At 50.5% G+C, this 18931-nt stretch carries 12 protein-coding genes and 1 other annotated feature; of the genes, 10 read left to right on the top strand and 2 right to left on the bottom strand.

The window, feature by feature from the left end:
• Nucleotides 1-5 precede the first annotated feature (5 nt).
• Nucleotides 6-860, bottom strand: a complete 855-nt coding sequence (locus IJG50_04745) for a metal ABC transporter permease (protein MBQ3379159.1) — start codon at nucleotides 858-860, stop codon at nucleotides 6-8.
• Complete coding sequence (locus IJG50_04740) at nucleotides 857-1570, bottom strand: ABC transporter ATP-binding protein (protein ID MBQ3379158.1); 714 nt, start codon at nucleotides 1568-1570, stop codon at nucleotides 857-859. Before IJG50_04740 ends, IJG50_04745 begins: the two co-directional genes overlap by 4 nt.
• A gap of 216 nt (nucleotides 1571-1786) precedes the next feature.
• On the opposite strand from IJG50_04740, the gene lepA reads away from it, so the two are divergent.
• The 10 genes from lepA to IJG50_04690 all read left to right on the top strand — a co-directional run bounded on the left by lepA (nucleotide 1787) and on the right by IJG50_04690 (nucleotide 18805).
• The gene (gene lepA, locus IJG50_04735; protein ID MBQ3379157.1) at nucleotides 1787-3592 is read left to right on the top strand and encodes a translation elongation factor 4; all 1806 of its coding nucleotides are present in this window, start codon (nucleotides 1787-1789) and stop codon (nucleotides 3590-3592) included.
• Nucleotides 3592-4728, top strand: coding sequence for a radical SAM family heme chaperone HemW (gene hemW / locus IJG50_04730; GenBank protein MBQ3379156.1), 1137 nt, complete (start codon nucleotides 3592-3594; stop codon nucleotides 4726-4728). Before lepA ends, hemW begins: the two co-directional genes overlap by 1 nt.
• Before the next feature lie 17 nt (nucleotides 4729-4745).
• Nucleotides 4746-5120, top strand: coding sequence for a DUF1667 domain-containing protein (locus IJG50_04725; GenBank protein MBQ3379155.1), 375 nt, complete (start codon nucleotides 4746-4748; stop codon nucleotides 5118-5120).
• A gap of 983 nt (nucleotides 5121-6103) precedes the next feature.
• The gene (locus IJG50_04720) at nucleotides 6104-8047 is read left to right on the top strand and encodes an ABC-F family ATP-binding cassette domain-containing protein (GenBank protein ID MBQ3379154.1); all 1944 of its coding nucleotides are present in this window, start codon (nucleotides 6104-6106) and stop codon (nucleotides 8045-8047) included.
• Nucleotides 8044-9855: an S-layer homology domain-containing protein gene (locus IJG50_04715; protein ID MBQ3379153.1), complete on the top strand. Its 1812-nt coding sequence runs from the start codon at nucleotides 8044-8046 to the stop codon at nucleotides 9853-9855. Before IJG50_04720 ends, IJG50_04715 begins: the two co-directional genes overlap by 4 nt.
• A gap of 36 nt (nucleotides 9856-9891) precedes the next feature.
• Complete coding sequence (locus tag IJG50_04710) at nucleotides 9892-10758, top strand: patatin family protein (protein MBQ3379152.1); 867 nt, start codon at nucleotides 9892-9894, stop codon at nucleotides 10756-10758.
• 37 nt (nucleotides 10759-10795) lie between these two features.
• Nucleotides 10796-11040, top strand: a binding site (T-box leader).
• Nucleotides 11041-11109: 69 nt separating this feature from the next.
• Nucleotides 11110-12483 (top strand): TrpB-like pyridoxal phosphate-dependent enzyme, encoded by a 1374-nt coding sequence (locus tag IJG50_04705; protein MBQ3379151.1) that lies wholly within the window; start codon nucleotides 11110-11112, stop codon nucleotides 12481-12483.
• A gap of 281 nt (nucleotides 12484-12764) precedes the next feature.
• A complete protein-coding gene (locus tag IJG50_04700) occupies nucleotides 12765-14450 on the top strand; it encodes an AMP-binding protein (protein MBQ3379150.1) in 1686 nt (561 codons plus the stop codon).
• A 19-nt stretch (nucleotides 14451-14469) separates the two neighbouring features.
• Nucleotides 14470-15282, top strand: coding sequence for a sugar phosphate isomerase/epimerase (locus IJG50_04695; protein MBQ3379149.1), 813 nt, complete (start codon nucleotides 14470-14472; stop codon nucleotides 15280-15282).
• Nucleotides 15283-15829: 547 nt separating this feature from the next.
• On the top strand, nucleotides 15830-18805 hold the full coding sequence (locus IJG50_04690) for an S-layer homology domain-containing protein (protein MBQ3379148.1): 2976 nt from the start codon (nucleotides 15830-15832) through the stop codon (nucleotides 18803-18805).
• The last annotated feature ends 126 nt before the right edge of the window (nucleotides 18806-18931 follow it).

Raw genomic sequence — 18931 nt, 5'->3', positions numbered from 1 at the left:
GATTTTTACGCTCTTGCGCCCTTTTTACATTTGTCCAGAACTAAAAATACGAAAAAGGCAGCGATATCAACGACTACTATCGTGGCTCCCACAGGCGTGCTTGCGACGATCGAAACGAGTATGCCGACGAGCGCGCACACGACCGACAGTACGGCCGAGCAAACGGTGACAGACTTAAAGCTTTTGAATATTCGCATGGCCGAAAGCGCGGGAAAAATAACGAGCGCGGAGATAAGAAGCGATCCGACCAGATTCATCGCAACTACTATTATTACCGCTATGACTATGGCTATGATAAGGTTGTAAAGATCGGCTTTTATGCCTGTCGCCTTAGCAAAATCCTCATCGAAAGTCACGGCGAATATCTTATTGTAGAAAAGTATGAATATTATAACGACTATCACCGACAAAACGGCGCACATCCACACATGAGTCTGATTTAGCGTAAGTATCGAGGTGGAGCCGAACAGCGTGGAACAAACGTCGCCTGTAAGGTTTGACGATGCGGAGAACACGTTCATTATAAGATATCCCACGGCAAGAGCTCCCACGGAGATCATCGCTATTGCGGCGTCGCCCTTTATCTTTGTGTTCTGGCCCGTGCGTAAAAGCAGCACGGCGCACAATGTCGTGATTATCAGCATGAGAGGCATATTGTTTGAAAGCTTCAGAGCAGTAGCTATTGCAAGCGCGCCGAACGCAACGTGCGAAAGACCGTCGCCTATGAATGAAAAACGCTTGAGCACCAGGGTGACTCCCAAAAGCGACGAGCAAAGCGCGATAAGTATGCCCACTATAAGCGCGTATCTTACAAAGGGATACTCAAAATAAAGCGCAAGCTTTGAGATAAGCTCCGTCATACGGCGTCACTTCCTCTCATGTCGGTAAAGCCGCGGCTTATATCGCTCTTTAAATATTCTTCGGTGCTGCCGAAGAATATGCTTTTTCCTATATGAAGAATTTTGTCGGCGTATTTTACGGCGGCCGCCACATCATGCGAGATCATGATTATCGTCATATTGTCCTTTTTGTTCAGATCGTTGATTATGTGATACATCTCCTCGGTCACCTTGGGGTCAAGACCTGATACAGGTTCGTCCAAAAGCAGCACCTTTCCTGCCGCGCACATTGCGCGGGCAAGCAGAACGCGCTGCTGCTGACCACCCGAAAGCTCGCGGTAGCACCGCTTTGAAAGCGGGGAGAGCCCCATTTTTTCTATGCTATCGCGCGCCAGACGCTTCTGCCCGCGCGAATAAAAGGGGCGCATGCCCGAACGGTTCTGACAGCCCGACAGAACTATCTCCCAAACTGAGGCGGGAAAGTCGCGCTGCACCAGTGTTTGCTGAGGAAGGTAGCCTATATCCGTAGTTCTGAGAGAGCCGCCTAAAACTATTTTACCGTGCAGCGGAGACATAAGCCCCAGTATCGTCTTCATAAGCGTGCTCTTGCCGGAACCGTTCTCGCCTACGATGCAGAGGTAGTCACCTTCGTCTATATGAAAGTTCAAATCACTTACTATTTCCTTGCCGTCATAGCCGAGCGACAGGTTTTCGCATATGAGCTGTGCCATTTTGATCTCCTTGATTCAGGGCTTCCTTTACAAAACTTCGCCGCAAAGATTTGCGATTATTTCGCAAATCAGTATACCACGGCGTAAATAATATGTCAATTACAGACATAAGCTTTTCATATTAAAAATCAGTCTTTTTATACTTGTATATGCTCCCTTTTGTTTGGTATAATTTAATAATAAAAAGCAATCTGCATCTCACAGGAGTAAAAATATATGGCCAATAAAGAGCTGATACGCAATTTCTCTATAATAGCCCACATCGACCACGGAAAATCAACGCTTGCCGACAGGCTTTTGGAAAACACGAATACGGTAGCCGAGCGCGATATGGAGGAGCAGCTTCTCGATAATATGGATATAGAGCGCGAGCGCGGCATAACGATAAAGGCGCGCGCAGTAAAGCTTCTCTATACGGCGAAGGACGGACGCGAGTATGTGCTTAACCTCATCGACACTCCCGGACACGTCGATTTCAATTATGAGGTGTCGCGTTCGCTTGCTGCGTGCGAGGGCGCGGTGCTCGTTGTTGACGCGGCCCAAGGCATCGAGGCGCAGACGCTTGCAAATACGTATCTCGCCTTGGAAAACGACCTTGAGATAGTGCCCGTTATAAATAAGATAGATCTGCCGAGCGCGGACCCCGAGCGCGTTATCCATGAGATAGAGGACATAATAGGCCTTGACGCGAGCGACGCGCCCCAGATATCGGCCAAAATGGGCATAAATATAGAAAGCGTGCTTGAAAAGATCGTTAAGGACGTGCCTCCCCCGAAGGGAGACGAAAATAAGCCCTTAAAAGCGCTTATTTTCGACTCGTATTACGATCTGTACAAGGGCATCATCATTTACGTGCGCCTTATGGACGGCTCGGTGCGCCCCGGCACGAAGATAAAGATCATGTCGACCGGCGCCGTTTTCGACGTCGTGGAAACAGGATATTTCAAGGCCGACGGCTTTGCGCCCTCGCCGGAGCTTGCGGCGGGAGAAGTCGGCTACATCGCGGCCAGCATGAAGAACGTGTCCGACACGCGCGTAGGCGATACGGTGACGTGCGAGCCGGGCGGAGCCGCAGAGCCGCTTCCCGGCTACAAGGCGGTAAATCCCATGGTGTTCTCGGGCATATATCCCGCCGACACGACAAAGTACCCCGATCTTAGAGACGCTCTCGAAAAGCTTCAGCTCAACGACGCGTCGCTTTCGTTCGAGGCGGAGAGTTCCATAGCTTTGGGCTTTGGCTTCAGATGCGGCTTTTTGGGGCTTCTTCATATGGAGATAATACAGGAGCGCCTTGAGCGCGAATATAATCTTGACCTTATCACGACTGCGCCCAGCGTTATATATAAAGTGGAAAAAACGAACGGCGAGACGATATTCATAGACAATCCCACAAATTATCCTCCGCCGACGGAGATAGACCGCGTTTACGAGCCCGTAGTTAAGGCCGACATAATCTCGCCGTCGGAGTTCGTGGGCAATATCATGGACCTCTGCCAGGAGCGGCGCGGCACGTTCAAGACGATGGAGTATATAGACACGAACCGCGTGTCGTTAAAATACGAGCTTCCGTTAAACGAGATAATCTACGACTTTTTTGACAATTTGAAATCGCGCACACGCGGCTACGCCTCGCTCGACTACGAATTTTTGGGATATGTTCAGTCGGATCTCGTAAAGCTCGACATACTTTTGAACGGCGAAGTCGTTGACGCGCTCTCATTCATCGTGCATACGGATAAGGCGTATGCGCGCGCGCGAAGGATCGCGGAAAAGCTTAAAGACAACATACCGCGTCAGATGTTCGAGATACCTGTCCAAGCGGCCATAGGCAATAAGATAATCGCGCGCGAGACGGTAAAGGCGCTGAGAAAAGACGTGCTAGCCAAGTGTTCCGGCGGCGATATCACGCGAAAGAAGAAGCTTTTGGAGAAACAGAAGGAAGGCAAAAAGCGCATGAGGCGGCTTGGCACGGTCGAGGTGCCGCAGGAGGCGTTCATGTCTGTTTTAAAGCTCGATTCATAATGAAAAGCATAGGCCTTTACATCCATGTGCCGTTTTGTGTGAAAAAGTGCGCCTATTGTGATTTTCGTTCATATGAGAATATGGAGCGTTATCGCGACGCTTATATAGAAGCCGTGGGACGCGAGCTTTCGTCGTACCGCGAGGCGCTTGCGGATTATATTGTAGACACGATATATGTAGGCGGCGGCACGCCGTCTGTGCTTTTGCCCGAGCAGATACTTTCATTGGGAGCGCATATACGAAAAAACGTGCGCATAGCCGACAATGCCGAATTTACGTTTGAGGCAAATCCCGACACGGGCACAAAGGAGTTTTTTTCGGCGGCGCGAAGGATCGGTGCGAACCGCATATCAATGGGGCTTCAAAGCGCGCTCGACTCCGAGCTTAGAACGCTCGGCCGCATTCATACCGCGAAGCGGTTCGAGCAGAGCTTTCTTTTGGCGCGCGGCTGCGGATTTAAGAATATAAGCCTTGATCTTATGACGGGGCTGCCCGGCCAGACGCTCGCTTCGCTTTCACGCTCCATAGATTACGCCGTTTCCATGTCAGCAGAGCATATTTCAGCCTACGGCCTTAAAATAGAGGAGGGGACGCGCTTTTTTGAGATGCGCGACGAGCTTTTGCTTCCAAACGACGACGAGTGCGCCGATATGTATCTTTTTCTTACGCGCCATCTGGAGGAGAGCGGATATCTTCAATATGAAATATCCAATTACGCAAAGGAGGGCTTTCATTCGAGGCATAATATGCGCTATTGGCTGGGAAGCGAATATCTCGGAATAGGCTCGGCGGCTCATTCGTTTTTCGGCGGCGCGCGCTTTTCAAACGAGCCGGACGTAAAGAAGTATATAGAAGCCGTAAAAAAGGCGCGTTCGCCCGTGTGCGAAAGAGAAACGCTTACGCGGGAGGACAGGCTTTTCGAGTATATTATGCTTAGGCTCAGAACGACACGCGGCATACGCCCGGGCGAGTTTTACGGCGAGTTCGGATTTGATTTCCGGGAAAGGTTCAAAAGCTCGATAAGCGCTTATACGGCTTTGGGGCATATGCTCTCGGACGAGGCGCACACCGCACTTACGCCAAAGGGCTTTTTGATATCAAACAGCATAATAGCCGATATTCTGTCACAAATCTAAATAAGGGAGGATATTTTATGGTAGTTCAAAGGTTCAAAACGTGTCCACGCTGCACGAACGGCTGCATGATAACTTATCTTGAGGAGGCGGGAAGGATTATCACCATAAAGGGCGCTGCGTGTCCGAAGGGCGAAAAATTCATATACGAAACGGTCGCTCCGCCGGATTCGCTCGTTGAAGCGGACGTTTACGTTAAGAACGGAGCCGTATCCATAGCCAAAGTCAGAAGCGCGGAGCCTGTGCCCGGCCCCATGGTCGAGGCCTTTGAGAAGGCCCTGAAAAAAGCCGAGGTCGAGGCCCCTTTAGAGTTCGGCAAAGTAATAATAAAGAATTTCATGGATTCGGGCATTGATATAATAGCGAGAGCCAACGTAAAAAAATACGTGCAGTAACATATTGATTTTTTGCAGACCGAAAGATCGTTCGCTTTCGGTCTGCATTTTATATTGGGACTGCGGCGCCAAAATTTCTGATAAACTGCCGTGGGCGGGAGGCGCGGGCGCCCCCAAAAGCCTTCCCCCTTGGACCCACCCCAAAAAATGAAAGCATTTTTTGGGGACCCCGGGATCCGCTTCGCGTATTTTTAGGGGCCAGGCGCGAACCAAAATTTCCGTGGGCTTTGCTCCCCCGTCCCCACACGAGGGGAGACCCACAGGCCCATACTGCGGCTCTTACAGCAAATTATTCATCTCCGATCTTCGGCTAGAAGGTCATGATCTAAAGTATACTTCCAGCCTTCCTCGATGTGAGGGCCAATTCAAGATATCTTCTCCACCAATTTGACGGGCGCGTCGCACGCGCCCGACACTCCGGTTTCCGCTAGAAGAAAGCTATTGCTAAAAAGCGGCTTGTTTAATGTTACCTTCTTCTAACGGGCATCGGGGACTTGGAGCGGCTCGGCCGCGGAACACCAGTGATGGCTGTAAGCTTCTAGAATGCGCCCTCATGGCGAAAAGGCTCCAAGCTATAAAGCAAATTGCGCTTATCGCCAGTAGATGGCGAGACATAAGTCATATTTGAGTAACGCCGAGCGGCTGGCGCCGCCGAGAGGCGGCGTTGGAGCGAGGGAGCGGAGAGACGGAGAGGCGGCAGCCTCTCGGGACTTTTGGTACGCCGGGGTCACCTAAAAATACGCGAAGCGGATTTTTTGGGGTGGTCTGAGGTTACAAAAGTACGCCCCCCGGCAGGGGGATCAAATTCTTAAAACGGAGTTTTAAGGTTTTCTCTTGCTTTCAAAGCAAGAGAAGCATATTGAAAAGGAGTCTTAGAACCTTGGTTCTAAAATGATGAAGACGGCATTCTTTTTTACTTTTGTCTTTACATTGTTATCGGGGTATGATAGAATAGTAAAGAATTGTTTACAATGGAGCTTCATATGGGCATATTACATGTTTCCGATTTAAGTAAATATTTCGGCGACAGAGAGATACTTAAAAGCGTCTCCTTTTCCTTGGAGCCCGGGGAGAAGGCGGCCCTTGTCGGAAAGAACGGCGCAGGCAAGACTACGCTTTTTCGCCTGCTTACGGGGGAGGAAAAAAGCGACGGCGGCGTCATAACTTTCGGACGCGACGCTAAGATGTCATATCTTTCGCAATTTGTGACTGAAAACAGGGACAAGACGCTGTGGGAAGAGCTTATGAGTACGTTTTCAGCGTTTATCGAAAAAGAGAACGAGCTTGAGAGCATGACGAAAAAAATGAGCTGCGCCGATTTGAACGAGAGCGAACGCGAACGCCTTATCTCGCGCCACGCCCGCCTGCACGACGAGTTCACTGCAGACGGGGGACTTTATTATAAGAGCCGCGTTGCGGCAACGCTTAAGGGACTGGGCTTTTCGGAGGATGACTTTTCGCGCCCGCTTTCCTCTTTGAGCGGCGGCCAGCTTTCGAAGCTTGCGCTTTCAAAGCTGCTTTTGTCCGACTCGAATCTTCTATTGCTTGACGAGCCGACAAATCACCTCGACATAGAGGCCATTGAGTGGCTCGAGGATTTTTTAAGAAACTTTTCGGGCGCGTTCATAGTTATATCTCACGACAGATACTTTCTTGACCGCGTGACAAGTAAAACGATAGAGATAGACAGGGGCGCTCTTGCCGTTTTCTCCTGCGCTTACAGCGAATACCTTGAGAGAAAAGAGGGCGAGGAAGAATACGTAAGACGCCGCTACGAAAACACTATGCGCGAGATAAAAAGAATAGAGGGCATAGTAAAAAAACAACGCCAATGGAACCGTGAGAGGAACATTAGGACGGCCGAAAGCAAGCTAAAACAGATCGAGCGCATAAAAAAGACGCTTGTTGAGCCGAAGGGGCATGAAAAACGGCTGGATTTTTCTTTTGCGCCTGCAAAAAAAGGCAGCTTCGATGCGCTCTTATGCGAGGACGTAAGCATTTCTTACGACGGCGAACCGATACTCAGGAACGTATCGTTTGACATAACCGATAAAGAGAGAGTCTTTCTTTTGGGGCGTAACGGCTCCGGAAAAACGACGCTGCTCCGCGCCGTTATGGGGCAGATACCTTACACGGGCAGCATACGCACGGGCGCGTCGTGCGAGGTCGCGTATTATGACCAGCTCGGCGGCAACATTCGCGGCGACTCCGACGTTATAAGCGAGGTGTGGAACGACTTTCCCGCACTTTCACAGACCGAAGTAAGAAGCGCGCTTGCGGCGTTCCTTTTTTCGGGCGAGGAGGTATATAAAAGCGTTTCGGAGCTTTCGGGAGGGGAGCGCGCACGCATTGCGCTTTTAAAAGTTATGTTAAAGGGCGCAAACTTTCTCATACTTGACGAGCCGACAAACCATCTCGACATATATTCAAAGGAAGCGCTTGAGGACGCGCTGATAGATTACGGCGGCACGATGCTCGTTATATCGCACGACAGATACTTTATAAACAAGCTGTGCGACAGGATAATATATTTAAGCGGCGGCGAGGCCGGCGATTTTTCGGGCAGCTACGACGAATTTTCGGCGCACAGACGCGAAGCGCAGAAGACGGTGCTGCAGACGGAGAAAAAGTCGGACACGAAGGCGGAATTTCTCAAAAAGAAGCAGACTCAGTCGCTCATCCGTTCGCTCAATATGAAGATAAGCCGGACGGAGGAAGAGATAGCGGCGCTCGAGGACGAGCTTAAAGAGATCGAGCGGCAGCTTTCGGACGGCGAGACGGCGTCCGATTATAAAAAAATGATAGAGCTTACGAATTTGCAGGCCGAAGCGAACGGCCGCCTTTCGGAGGCGTATGAAAAATGGGAGGCTTTGAGCGAGGAGCTTGCAGCCGTGGAAGTCAATAAGCATCAGGAGGCAGAAAAATGAAAAAAGCAAAGGCAGTTTCAACTTTACTCGTTTTCGCTCTCTTAATATCGCTGTTCTGCTTTGCGGGAGCAGAGTATAAAACGAGCGAATGGGCCGATGCGGAGGTGTCGGGATTTAAAGATGCGGGGCTTATGCCCAAAGAGTTTCCCGAAGATCTTACAGTATCGGTAAATCGCGCCGAATTTGCGGCGATAGCCGTAGCGGTCTACGAAAAACAGGCGGGCGCTATATCGGCCGATACGGGCAGCCGTGTGTTTGACGACACGAACGATATAAATGTGCTCAAGGCTTATAAAATAGGCGTCGTGAACGGCGTGTCTGCAGTGCAGTTCATGCCAGAGCGCGGCATAACGCGCCAGGAGATGTGCACTATGATGTCACGGCTTGTCGACGCGCTCGGCGTAAATGCGCCGGTAACGATGCAGTATGTAATATTCGACGACGAGGATGATATATCTGATTGGGCCGATTCATCGGTACAGCTCATGTATAAGCTCGGCATAGTAAAGGGCGTAAGCGACAATGCGAAAACGGCAGTCATAGCTCCGCTTTCGGGAGCGACGAGAGAGCAGGCCATAGCAATGGTATGGCGCCTTTATACGGGATTTATAGCCCCCGGATCGGGCGGACAGACCGTCTCCCCCGTGAAAACCGGCGTTTCGCAGAGTGAGACTTCGCGCATTGCCGCGGGAGACTACACCTCGTTTTACATTGACGACAAGGGCGCACTTTACGCCTGGGGCAGAAACGACAAGTATCAGCTCGGCCTTGAGACAAGCGATCACATAACGGGGGCGCGCCGTGTGGCTACAGGCGTCTCGTCCGTGGCTGCGGCGGGGTCTCACGGCTATTATATAAGCGAAGGCAAGCTGTATGGATTCGGCGACGGCGAAACGCCGCATGTTATGCTTGAAAACGTGCGGTATGTGCTTGCGCAGAGAAACAGAACATATGCCATAACAAACTCCGCGGCGCTTTACGCTTGGGGCGAGGGCAGCCTTTATACGCTCGGCACTGGCAGCGAGGCAGACGTATACACGCCCGTGAAAATTTTAGATAACGTGGCGAAGGTGTCTGTAAGCGGAGGATTTGCCGCAGCGCTAACTTACGGAGGAGATGTATATCAGTGGGGCGATACGCGCATGGTCAGCGCGCTTTACGGCACCGATGATATAAAGAACAAGACGCCCGCGCTTATTATGAGCGGTGTGCGCGACATATCGGCGGGAACGTCGCACATTCTTATGATAACGAACAAAAACGAGCTTTACGGCTGGGGCGGCAATTTTTCGGGACAGATAGACCCCGCGCATCAGGGCGGACGCTTTGACGAGCCTAAGCTTATATCTGTGGGCGTACAGGGCGCGTGGGCCGGAAACGAGATAACGTTCTATACCGATACGGATCAGGACCTTTACGCGATGGGCAGAAACTGGGGCGGCCGCATAGGCATGAGCAAGGTGAAGGTAGACGAGACCGTAAGCGAGCCCACATATATTACTTACAAAGTAGAAAAGCTTTATATAAACGACAATTCCGTGTTTGCGATAAAATCGAACGGCGGAGTATGGTCGTGGGGACAGAATTTTAACTACCGTCTGGGACGCGACACGGAAAACGACGTGCGCGACGCAAGACAGCTCATGTCGGACACGGGAGAGCTTGCCTTCGGATTCGACCATACTTTGCTGCTTACGACGTCGGGCGAACGTCTCTATACGTGGGGACTCAACGAAGAGAATCAATGCGGCCCGACAAGCGAGACATTAAACAGATTCAATGTTCCGTCGCTTTATATATTCAAATGATACAAGACATTAACGGCCAAAAGGAGAAAACTGCCAATGATAGGCATTATTGACGTCGGAGGCGGGGAGCGAGCCATATACGGCGCAGGCGTTTTCGACAGATGCCTTGATATGGGTATCGAATTCGACTGCTATATAGGCGTTTCCGCGGGGGCTGCCAATCAGGTGTCCTTCATTTCGCGCCAAAGGGGCAGAAATTATAAATATTATACTGAATACGCGCACCGCAAGGAATATATGAGCTGGAACAATTTTGTGAGAACGCGAAATTATCTTGATCTCGATTACATATATTCCACTATGGCAAATAAGGGCGGGGAGGACGAAATAGACTTCGACGCCTTAAAGCGAGGCACGAGCGGGCGCATATTTGAGATAGTATCCACCAACGCGAATACGGGGAAGCCCGTCTATTTTTCAGTGGACGATATGGCTCAGGACGATTACGGCGTATTAAAATGCACGTGCAATCTTCCCATAGTGAACGGAGCGTACAAATATAAGGGGAAGTATTATTTCGACGGCGGGCTCTCCGATCCCATACCGATAAAGAGAGCGTTTGAGCTTGGCTGCGATAAGGTCGTCGTAATACTTACGAAGAAGCGCACGTACAGAAGAAATTACCTTCAGGACGCGCTGATGGCCTTTCTCATACCGCAAAGGCCGCTGTCGGCCGTGAGCATGGCAAAGCGCGCATACGTTTACAATACGCAGGTGAAGCTATGTGAGCAGTACGAAAGGGAAGGCCGCGTGCTCATAGTCGCGCCCGAGGATACGGAGGGCATGCTGGCCCTTACAAAGGAGAGGGCAAAGCTCGACAGGCTTTACGAGCGCGGGATGCGAGACGCCGAGGCTATTCGGGGATTTATAAAAGATGAAAAAATAATTTTAAAAACCACTTGACAAATCAAGATCACGGGCGTATGATATCCTCAATATCAGAAATTCGTTGACGAAGAGAAGTAGCTTTGTATAAGCGGTCAAGAGAGCCTGCGGCGGTGGGATGCGGGTACGTGGAGCTAAGTGAATGGACTTCCGAAGAAGCAAAGGCGAAATTTTTTAAAGTAGCCTGCGCCGCGCGCCTCGCGTTACAGGGGCAGGATATCACCGGCTTGTCCGCGTATCTGTTAGAGGAGCCTTTTTAGGCTTGAAATTGGGTGGCACCACGACCACATCGTCCCAATGAATGGGATGATGTGGTTTTTTGTTTTTGCATATATTAAATAATTTATTCATAGAAAGGAGACATGAAAAATGTCGGAAAAAACTATCCCTTATAAGATCTATCTTGAAGAATCGGAGATGCCGACTTCGTGGTACAATATGCGCGCCGATATGAAAAATAAGCCCGCGCCGCTTTTAAACCCCGGAACATTAAAGCCGCTTACCGCAGAGGAAATGAGCGGTATATTCTGTGAGGAGCTCGTGGCTCAGGAGCTTGACGATACGACGCCGTATATAAAGATCCCCGAAGAGATCAGAAACTTCTATAAGATGTACCGCCCCTCGCCGCTGGTGCGCGCTTACTGCCTTGAAGAAAAGCTCGGCACGCCCGCGAAGATATACTATAAGTTCGAGGGCAACAACACGAGCGGCAGCCATAAGCTCAACTCTGCGATAGCTCAGGCTTACTACGCTAAAAAGCAGGGCTTAAAAGGCGTGACGACCGAGACGGGCGCAGGTCAATGGGGCACGGCTCTCTCTATGGCGTGCGCATATTTTGACCTTGACTGCAAGGTGTTTATGGTAAAGGTATCCTACGAGCAGAAGCCGTTCAGACGCGAGGTAATGCGTACCTACGGCGCAAGCGTAACGCCGTCCCCGTCGGAGACGACCGAGGTCGGGAAAAAGATACTTGCCGAGCATCCCGGCACGACCGGAAGCCTTGGCTGCGCCATATCCGAGGCCGTTGAGGTCGCAGTAAAGAACCCCGGCTACCGCTACGTTCTCGGCAGCGTACTCAATCAGGTGCTCCTCCATCAGTCCGTTATAGGCCTTGAGACGAAGGCGGCGCTTGACAAATACGACATAAAGCCCGATATAATAATAGGCTGTGCCGGCGGCGGCTCAAACTTAGGCGGCCTTATCGCTCCGTTCATGGGAGAGAAGCTCCGCGGCGAGGCCGATTACCGCATCATAGCGGTCGAGCCCGCGTCCTGCCCCAGCTTCACGCGCGGCACGTTCGCTTACGACTTCTGCGATACCGGCATGATCTGCCCGCTCGCAAAGATGTACACGCTCGGTTCGAGCTTTATCCCGTCGGCTAACCATGCGGGCGGCCTGAGATTCCACGGCATGAGCACGACTTTAAGCCAGCTTTATCACGACGGCTATATGGAGGCTGTTTCGGTTGAGCAGACGTCCGTATTCGAAGCGGCGGAAAAGTTCGCGCGCATCGAGGGCATACTCCCTGCTCCGGAGAGCAGCCACGCTATAAAGGCGGCTATGGACGAGGCTTTAAGATGCAAGGAAACGGGCGAGGAAAAGACCATCGTGTTCGGTCTTACCGGCACGGGCTACTTCGATCTCGTTGCATATCAGAAGTTCAACGACGGCGAAATGGGCGACTATATCCCCACCGACGAGGAGATCGCGGCCGCAGTTGCAAAGCTGCCGAAGGTAGAATAAGACAAAAAGCAAAATTTGTCGATTGACTTTAATGAGAACTGAAATAAAATAGATACAGAACTAAAAATAGGAAAGACGATGACAAGGTGAGCATAAACGCTCTGAAAACAGACTTTTTTACGTCTGACCTTTGAGTTTCGGGCAGCCCAAAGTGCGGCCCGCTGCGCTGACGCAGCTTGACGCGGCGTCGCGCCAAAGGCAGGCGGTCATCGAAATGCGTCAAAAAAGCTTTCGCCTCCTTTGGGCGAAAGCTTTTTTATCGAAATATGAGGAGGTGTTTTATGAGTCATTTCAGATATGACAAAAACGGAATGATCTATATGACGGTAGGCGAATACTTGGCAGAGGTGGCAAGGCAGTATCCCGATCATCCGGCCGTAAAATATACCGACCGCGATTACGACAGAACGTATAAGCAGTTCAACGAGGACTGCGACAGGATAGCTAAGGCGCTTTTGGCGATAGGCATAAAAAAGGGCGACCACGTTGCGATATGGGCCACGAACTACCCCGAATGGCTGCTTACGCTCTTTTCGACGGCGAAGATAGGCGCGGTGCTCGTCACTGTGAATACGGCGTACAAGGTCTTTGAGGCCGAGTATCTTTTGAGGCAGTCCGACACGAAGGCGCTCGTTATGATAGACGGCTACAAGGATTCAAACTATGTTGAGATAATAAACGAGATCTGTCCGGAGCTTGCCTCATCGAAGCCGGGAGAGCTTAAAAGCCGCCGTCTGCCGTATCTTAGGCACGTTATATACGTGGGAGACGAAACGCCCGCCGGTATGTATAACTTCAAAGACTTGAGCGCAATGGCGAAAAAAATATCGAACGCGGAGCTTCGCGCCGCAAAGGCCGCGCTGTCGCCGCACGATGTGACGAATATGCAGTACACCTCCGGTACGACGGGATTTCCGAAGGGCGTAATGCTTACGCATTACAATATTTTAAACAACGGCCGCTCCATAGGCGACGCGATGAGGTTTACGATGAACGACAAACTCTGCATCTGCGTACCGTTCTTTCACTGCTTCGGCCTCGTGCTTGCGGTCATGGCGTCGATAACTCACGCGACCTCGATGGTGCCGGTCGATTATTACCGCCCGAAGAAGGTAATGGACGCGATAGAAAGCGAGAACTGCACCGCCGTTCACGGCGTACCCACTATGTTCATCGGTATGCTTGAGCATCCCGACTTTGATAAATACACGTTCAAATATATGCGTACGGGTATAATGGCCGGCTCCGTATGCCCCCCAAAGGTAATGAGGGACGTCGTTGAGAAGATGCATATGCGCCATATAACGAGCGTGTACGGCCAGACAGAGTCGTCGCCCGGCTGTACTCAAACGACGGTAGACGATCCAATAGAGCTTAGAGTGACGACTGTGGGCAAAAGATACGACAACGTCGAGACGAAGATAGTCGATCCCGAGACGGGCAGAGAGCTTGGCCCCGGCGAGGTAGGAGAGTTTTTGACGAGAGGCTATCACGTTATGAAGGGCTACTACAAAATGCCGGAGGCCACGGCGCAGGCGATAGACAAGGACGGCTGGCTCCACACGGGAGACCTTGCAACGGTCGATGAAAACGGCTATTATAGGATCACGGGACGCCTGCGAGATATGATAATACGCGGAGGCGAGAACATATATCCGAAGGAGATAGAGGACTTTCTCTATACAAATCCCAAAATAAGCGACGTTCAGGTCGTGGGAGTGCCGTCTGAGCAGTACGGCGAGGAGATATGCGCCTGCATAATCTTAAAGCAGGACGAAACGCTTACCGAGGACGAGGTCAAGGATTTCGTAAAGCGTTCGATGGCGAAGCATAAAACGCCGAGCCATGTGCTGTTCATGGATGATTTTCCGATGACTGCAAGCGGCAAGATACAAAAATTCAAGCTGCGCGATTGGGCGGCGGAGCAGCTCGGTCTTGCGGGAAGCGCCGATGATCATACGGCATAGAGGAAAGGAGATAATTAGCGTGAAAATATCGTTTTCAACACTCGGCTGTCCGGGCTGGTCGTTCGACGAGATTTATGCAACAGCGAAGGATCTCGGCATGGACGGCATTGAGATACGCGGCATAAAGCGTGAGATGTACGCGCCGAAGGCTATACCATTCAAGCCGAAAAATATTGAGGAAACGCTTGAAAAGCTGAAAAGATCGCATATAAGCATAGCCATGCTTACAAGCGAGGCGGAGTTGGGGCTTAAAAAGAAAGCTTATGCGTCTGTGAAAGAGGCGAAGGCATATATAGATTTTGCCGAGCGCGTGGGTTGTGAATATGTGCGCGTTCTGTGCGAAAATGCGATATTCCCATCGGGCGAGTTGGACCGGGAGCTTCTAATACGTCAGTACCGCGAGGTGTTGGATTACGCGCGCGGCAAGAACGTGTATCCGCTCATGGAGACGAACGGTCCGCTTGCGGATTCAAGGGTAATGCGCGATTTTATAAATGAAATCGACCGCGATAACGCCTTTGTCTTGTGGGACATACATCATCCGTTCCGCGTTTTTTCGGAAAACGCGGCCTATACGGCAGAGAATCTGCGCGGCCTCGTGAAATACGTTCATGTGAAGGATTCGGCAATAGAGAACGGCGAGGTAAAATACCGCATGATGGGCTACGGCGACGTGCCGATACTCGACTGCCTGCGAATTCTGAACAACGCAGGCTACGATTCGTATATTTCGTTCGAGTGGCTCAAGCGCTGGCAGCCGGACTTAAGCGAGCCGGGCATAGTGTTTGCGCATTTTATGAATTATATGACGTATCTGATGCGCCAGCTTTGAAGAAAACCGCCTCGGGGCGGTTTTCTTCTATATTATATTACAGAAACGCACAGCCAAGGCGGGCGGTTCTTTTACAAAAGCGCCGCTTTTGAAACGTTGTTCTTGCTTGCAAATCAAGAAAAGCTAAAATAACCCCTCATCCGTCACCTGCGGTGACACCTTCCCCCCAGGGGGAAGGCATGGAAAAGGGAAAAGCAAGAAAAAGGATAATTGAAAAGGGAATATTAGAACCTTGGTTCTAAAAAAACGGCTTTTTTGAGGCGAAAAACGCTTTAAAAACACATTTTTTTAAAAATTTTTAAAAAAATTTTAAAAAAATGCGCACACAAATCTCTTACAACATATTATGTCTACCTACTTGTTGACATAATATATATGCGAAAAATAAGTTTTTTTACAGCGGCAAAGCGTTATATTTTGAATATTACAGTATTGTTACACTTCGCAAACTTCTCTTGACTTAAAAAAATCCGATAATTATAATACTAATATGCAAAGTGTCTCTGACTTTGCATATAAAAAATATTTTTTATAGGAGGAAAGACATATGAGAAATGTCAAAAGAGCATTGTCTCTCGTGTTAGTGCTTGCTTTAGCATTGACTATGTGTGTTGTAGGCGCCGGCGCTGCAAAGTATACCGACGTTCCCGCAACTTACGCATATTCGTCTGAAGTACAGTTCCTCTCCGACATCGAAGTTATCACCGGTTATCCGGACGGTACCTTCAAGCCGGAGAACACGATCACCAGAGGCGAGGCTGCAGCGGTTATCTTCAGAACCTTAGCAGGTAAAGAATCCGCAGCACAGAACTACCAGGGCAGCACCCAGTTCTCCGACGTATCGGCAGAGCATTGGGCATGCGGTTACGTTAATTTCTGCACCGAGATGGGCATAATTAACGGTTATCCGGACGGTACCTTTAAGCCCGATCAGACCGTTACCTACGCTGAGTATGTAACGATGCTTGCAAGAGCACTTGGTCTTGACATCGGCAAGGACCTCAGCTATCCCTACGGCTACATCGCAGAAGCAACTGTTGAAGGCATCAACTACGGCGTAGACCTCGGCGCAAACGATCCCGCTCCGAGAGGCTCCGTTGCAAAGCTGACCTACAACGCTATCTTCGACGCAACCTACAAGAGAATAGCTAACAACATCTACACCACGAAGAAGCCCACCATCGCTGAGAACGTATTAAAGCTCCAGACCATGGAAGGTATAATCTCCTCTATCGAGAGCTATGACTGGACTGGCAGCGGCACTGCAGGCGACGGCAAGATCAGACTTGACTATGCAGACGACCTTAGCAATGACTGGACCAACTACAACGGCAATTACGGCGACACTTGGGTAGGCGACTACTCTCTTGACAACTCTTACCTCGGTAAGGAAGTTAAGATCTGGTTCAAGGAAGATCCGGTAACGGCTTCCGGCCAGAAGATCTACGCTGTAATCGAGAAGCAGAACACCAGCGCAACTCTTCCCCATATCGTTATCAGAGGTCTTATCGGCGACGACCAGACCAAGCACCAGATAACCTACGCTCTTAACGACGTAGACTACAAGGCAAAGCTTGACGATCAGGTTATCCTCGTTGAGAACAACGAAGCTTGGGGCAACCTCGACTTCAGAAGCACCGCAACGGCAGCCGTTATAGCACAGAGCGAGGCTGACCTTGCAACGTATGTAGGTATTCGTGCATGGCTCCCCGTAAGCTGGACCTTCATCGATACCGACAACAACGGCAAATATGATATCATCCACAGAATGGTATACGGCTTTGACAAAGTTTCCAGCATCAACAGCGACGTTATCACTCTTGAAAACTTCGGTTCCGTTGATCGTTCGGATAACGGCAAGGTATACGCTTGGAACGATGGTCTTGAGGATGTAGGCGAAGACGATTGGGTAATCTACTACTCCGACGGCGCTGTATCCAAGGGCGCAGCTTCCTCTGTTGCAACCTACCTGGCAATGGCAGCAGGTCCGCAGTTTGACGAAGCAGGTCTCTATGGCGATACCGATTACGCAACCTTCCAGAAGATGGACTTTGCAACTCTCGAAGTTGAAAAGATCTCCGACCATGACAGATATGTATTCGACGGCACTACCTTCAGAACTTGGTCTGCAAACGGTTCCTACTACAAGGATCTCGTTTCCGGTACGACCATCAACGCTGAAATAGGCGACGAGTTCGATCTGTGGTACACGAAGCAGTTCGGCGGCATCATCGCATCCGCAGAATCCGCTGACATGTCCACCGGCAACTTCATCGTTCTCTATGGTATCGAGTCTTCCGTTCCGGATCGTCCGAACGCAAACTTCACCGTTTACGGCTTCGACGAGAAGGGCAACGACGTTGACTTCGTAATCAAGGGCAACAAGACGAAGGGCTTAAAGGAATACTTTGCAGGCGATGGCGAGACCAGAACCGCTAACAATGTTCCGCTTAACTACGCTAACCTGACCGCATCGCTGGCAGCAGCTACCGCAGCAAGCGGCACGCCGTATGCACTTTGCGAGTACAAGATGAACAGCGCAAACCAGATCACCGAGCTCAATGTTTACGGTAACATCAGTGAGACCGTTAACACTTCCGGCGATTACAAGACCTACTTCAATACGAAGACTCAGGTATTCAACAAGAAGTACAACATCCAGGACAACGCTCTCGTATTTGCAATCAACGGTACTACTCCGTCGAATGCAACCGTTAGAGTTCTCACCGGCAGCTTCCCGAAGGTTAGCGGCACCAGCGCTGACGTAGTAGGCTACAAGCTGAAGGATGGCGAAGACGTTAAGGCACTCGTAACCGTTATCACCACGGGTCACTTCTCGTCCTCCGACACTGAGGATATCATCGGTTACCTCAGAAGCGTTGACAGATTCAGCGATCACTATGAGTACACTATCGCTTACGGCAATGACGCTGCAACGGTTCTTTCCAGCCGTGTAGGTGACATCGACACCATCGTAGCAGACGACGATCTCTTCACGACCGACGACTGGACGACTCAGATGGGCCGCAAGGCAGGCATGATCATGTTCGACGTAACCGCTTCCGGCAACATCGAGAACATGAGAGCTCTTACCACCGCAGCTATGACGACGACCGAGACCAACGCTGACAGCGAGTACCTCGCTGCATACGTTGTAGAGAAGGTTGACAGCGCTAAGAAGACTGTAACCCTCCGTCCGATCACCAACGCTAACGTAAACGCTTCCGCTAAGCCGATCAGCGGTGCAGACCTCTGGAGTGCAGGCGAAGTTGCAGGCATATTCGCAGAATATGATGCAGGCGTAGGCGAAGTATTCTCGCTCGCAAGCGGCGCAAACGTATTCGTAATCAACCCGAACACGACTAACCAGGCTGGTACTACGCTTGGCAGCCTCGGCGACCTCCAGAAGGCAACGACCGATGCAGCTGGCAACATCACCAGAGGTATGGTTGTAACGCTCGCTTACAATGGCGACGACGATGAGATCATCGCAATCTTCGCTAACAAGGAAGTTGTTAAGTAATAAAAGCTTATAAGGCTTAAACGCTTAATATAACCTTAAACAAAAAGACCGCTCGAAAGGGCGGTCTTTTTGCGTCAGGCGGATCTATGATAACCGATGATCGGCTAAAGATTTGTTAAGTTGAAA

The sequence above is a fragment of the Clostridia bacterium genome, assembly GCA_017405765.1.
In the GTDB taxonomy this organism is placed as follows: domain Bacteria; phylum Bacillota; class Clostridia; order Oscillospirales; family RGIG577; genus RGIG577.
The sequence above is the reverse complement of the archived record's forward strand: the minus strand, read 5'-3'. Positions and strand labels throughout refer to the sequence as shown.

Excerpts from the sequence above, each read along its gene's own strand:
- IJG50_04725 (MBQ3379155.1), top strand. The coding sequence starts at position 4,746 with ATGGTAGTTCAAAGGTTCAAAACGTGTCCACGCTGCACGAACGGCTGC.
- IJG50_04690 (MBQ3379148.1), top strand. The coding sequence starts at position 15,830 with ATGAGAAATGTCAAAAGAGCATTGTCTCTCGTGTTAGTGCTTGCTTTA.
- IJG50_04740 (MBQ3379158.1), bottom strand. The coding sequence starts at position 1,570 with ATGGCACAGCTCATATGCGAAAACCTGTCGCTCGGCTATGACGGCAAG.
- IJG50_04710 (MBQ3379152.1), top strand. The coding sequence starts at position 9,892 with ATGATAGGCATTATTGACGTCGGAGGCGGGGAGCGAGCCATATACGGC.
- IJG50_04720 (MBQ3379154.1), top strand. The coding sequence starts at position 6,104 with ATGGGCATATTACATGTTTCCGATTTAAGTAAATATTTCGGCGACAGA.
- IJG50_04700 (MBQ3379150.1), top strand. The coding sequence starts at position 12,765 with ATGAGTCATTTCAGATATGACAAAAACGGAATGATCTATATGACGGTA.
- IJG50_04705 (MBQ3379151.1), top strand. The coding sequence starts at position 11,110 with ATGTCGGAAAAAACTATCCCTTATAAGATCTATCTTGAAGAATCGGAG.
- hemW (MBQ3379156.1), top strand. The coding sequence starts at position 3,592 with ATGAAAAGCATAGGCCTTTACATCCATGTGCCGTTTTGTGTGAAAAAG.
- IJG50_04715 (MBQ3379153.1), top strand. The coding sequence starts at position 8,044 with ATGAAAAAAGCAAAGGCAGTTTCAACTTTACTCGTTTTCGCTCTCTTA.
- IJG50_04745 (MBQ3379159.1), bottom strand. The coding sequence starts at position 860 with ATGACGGAGCTTATCTCAAAGCTTGCGCTTTATTTTGAGTATCCCTTT.
- lepA (MBQ3379157.1), top strand. The coding sequence starts at position 1,787 with ATGGCCAATAAAGAGCTGATACGCAATTTCTCTATAATAGCCCACATC.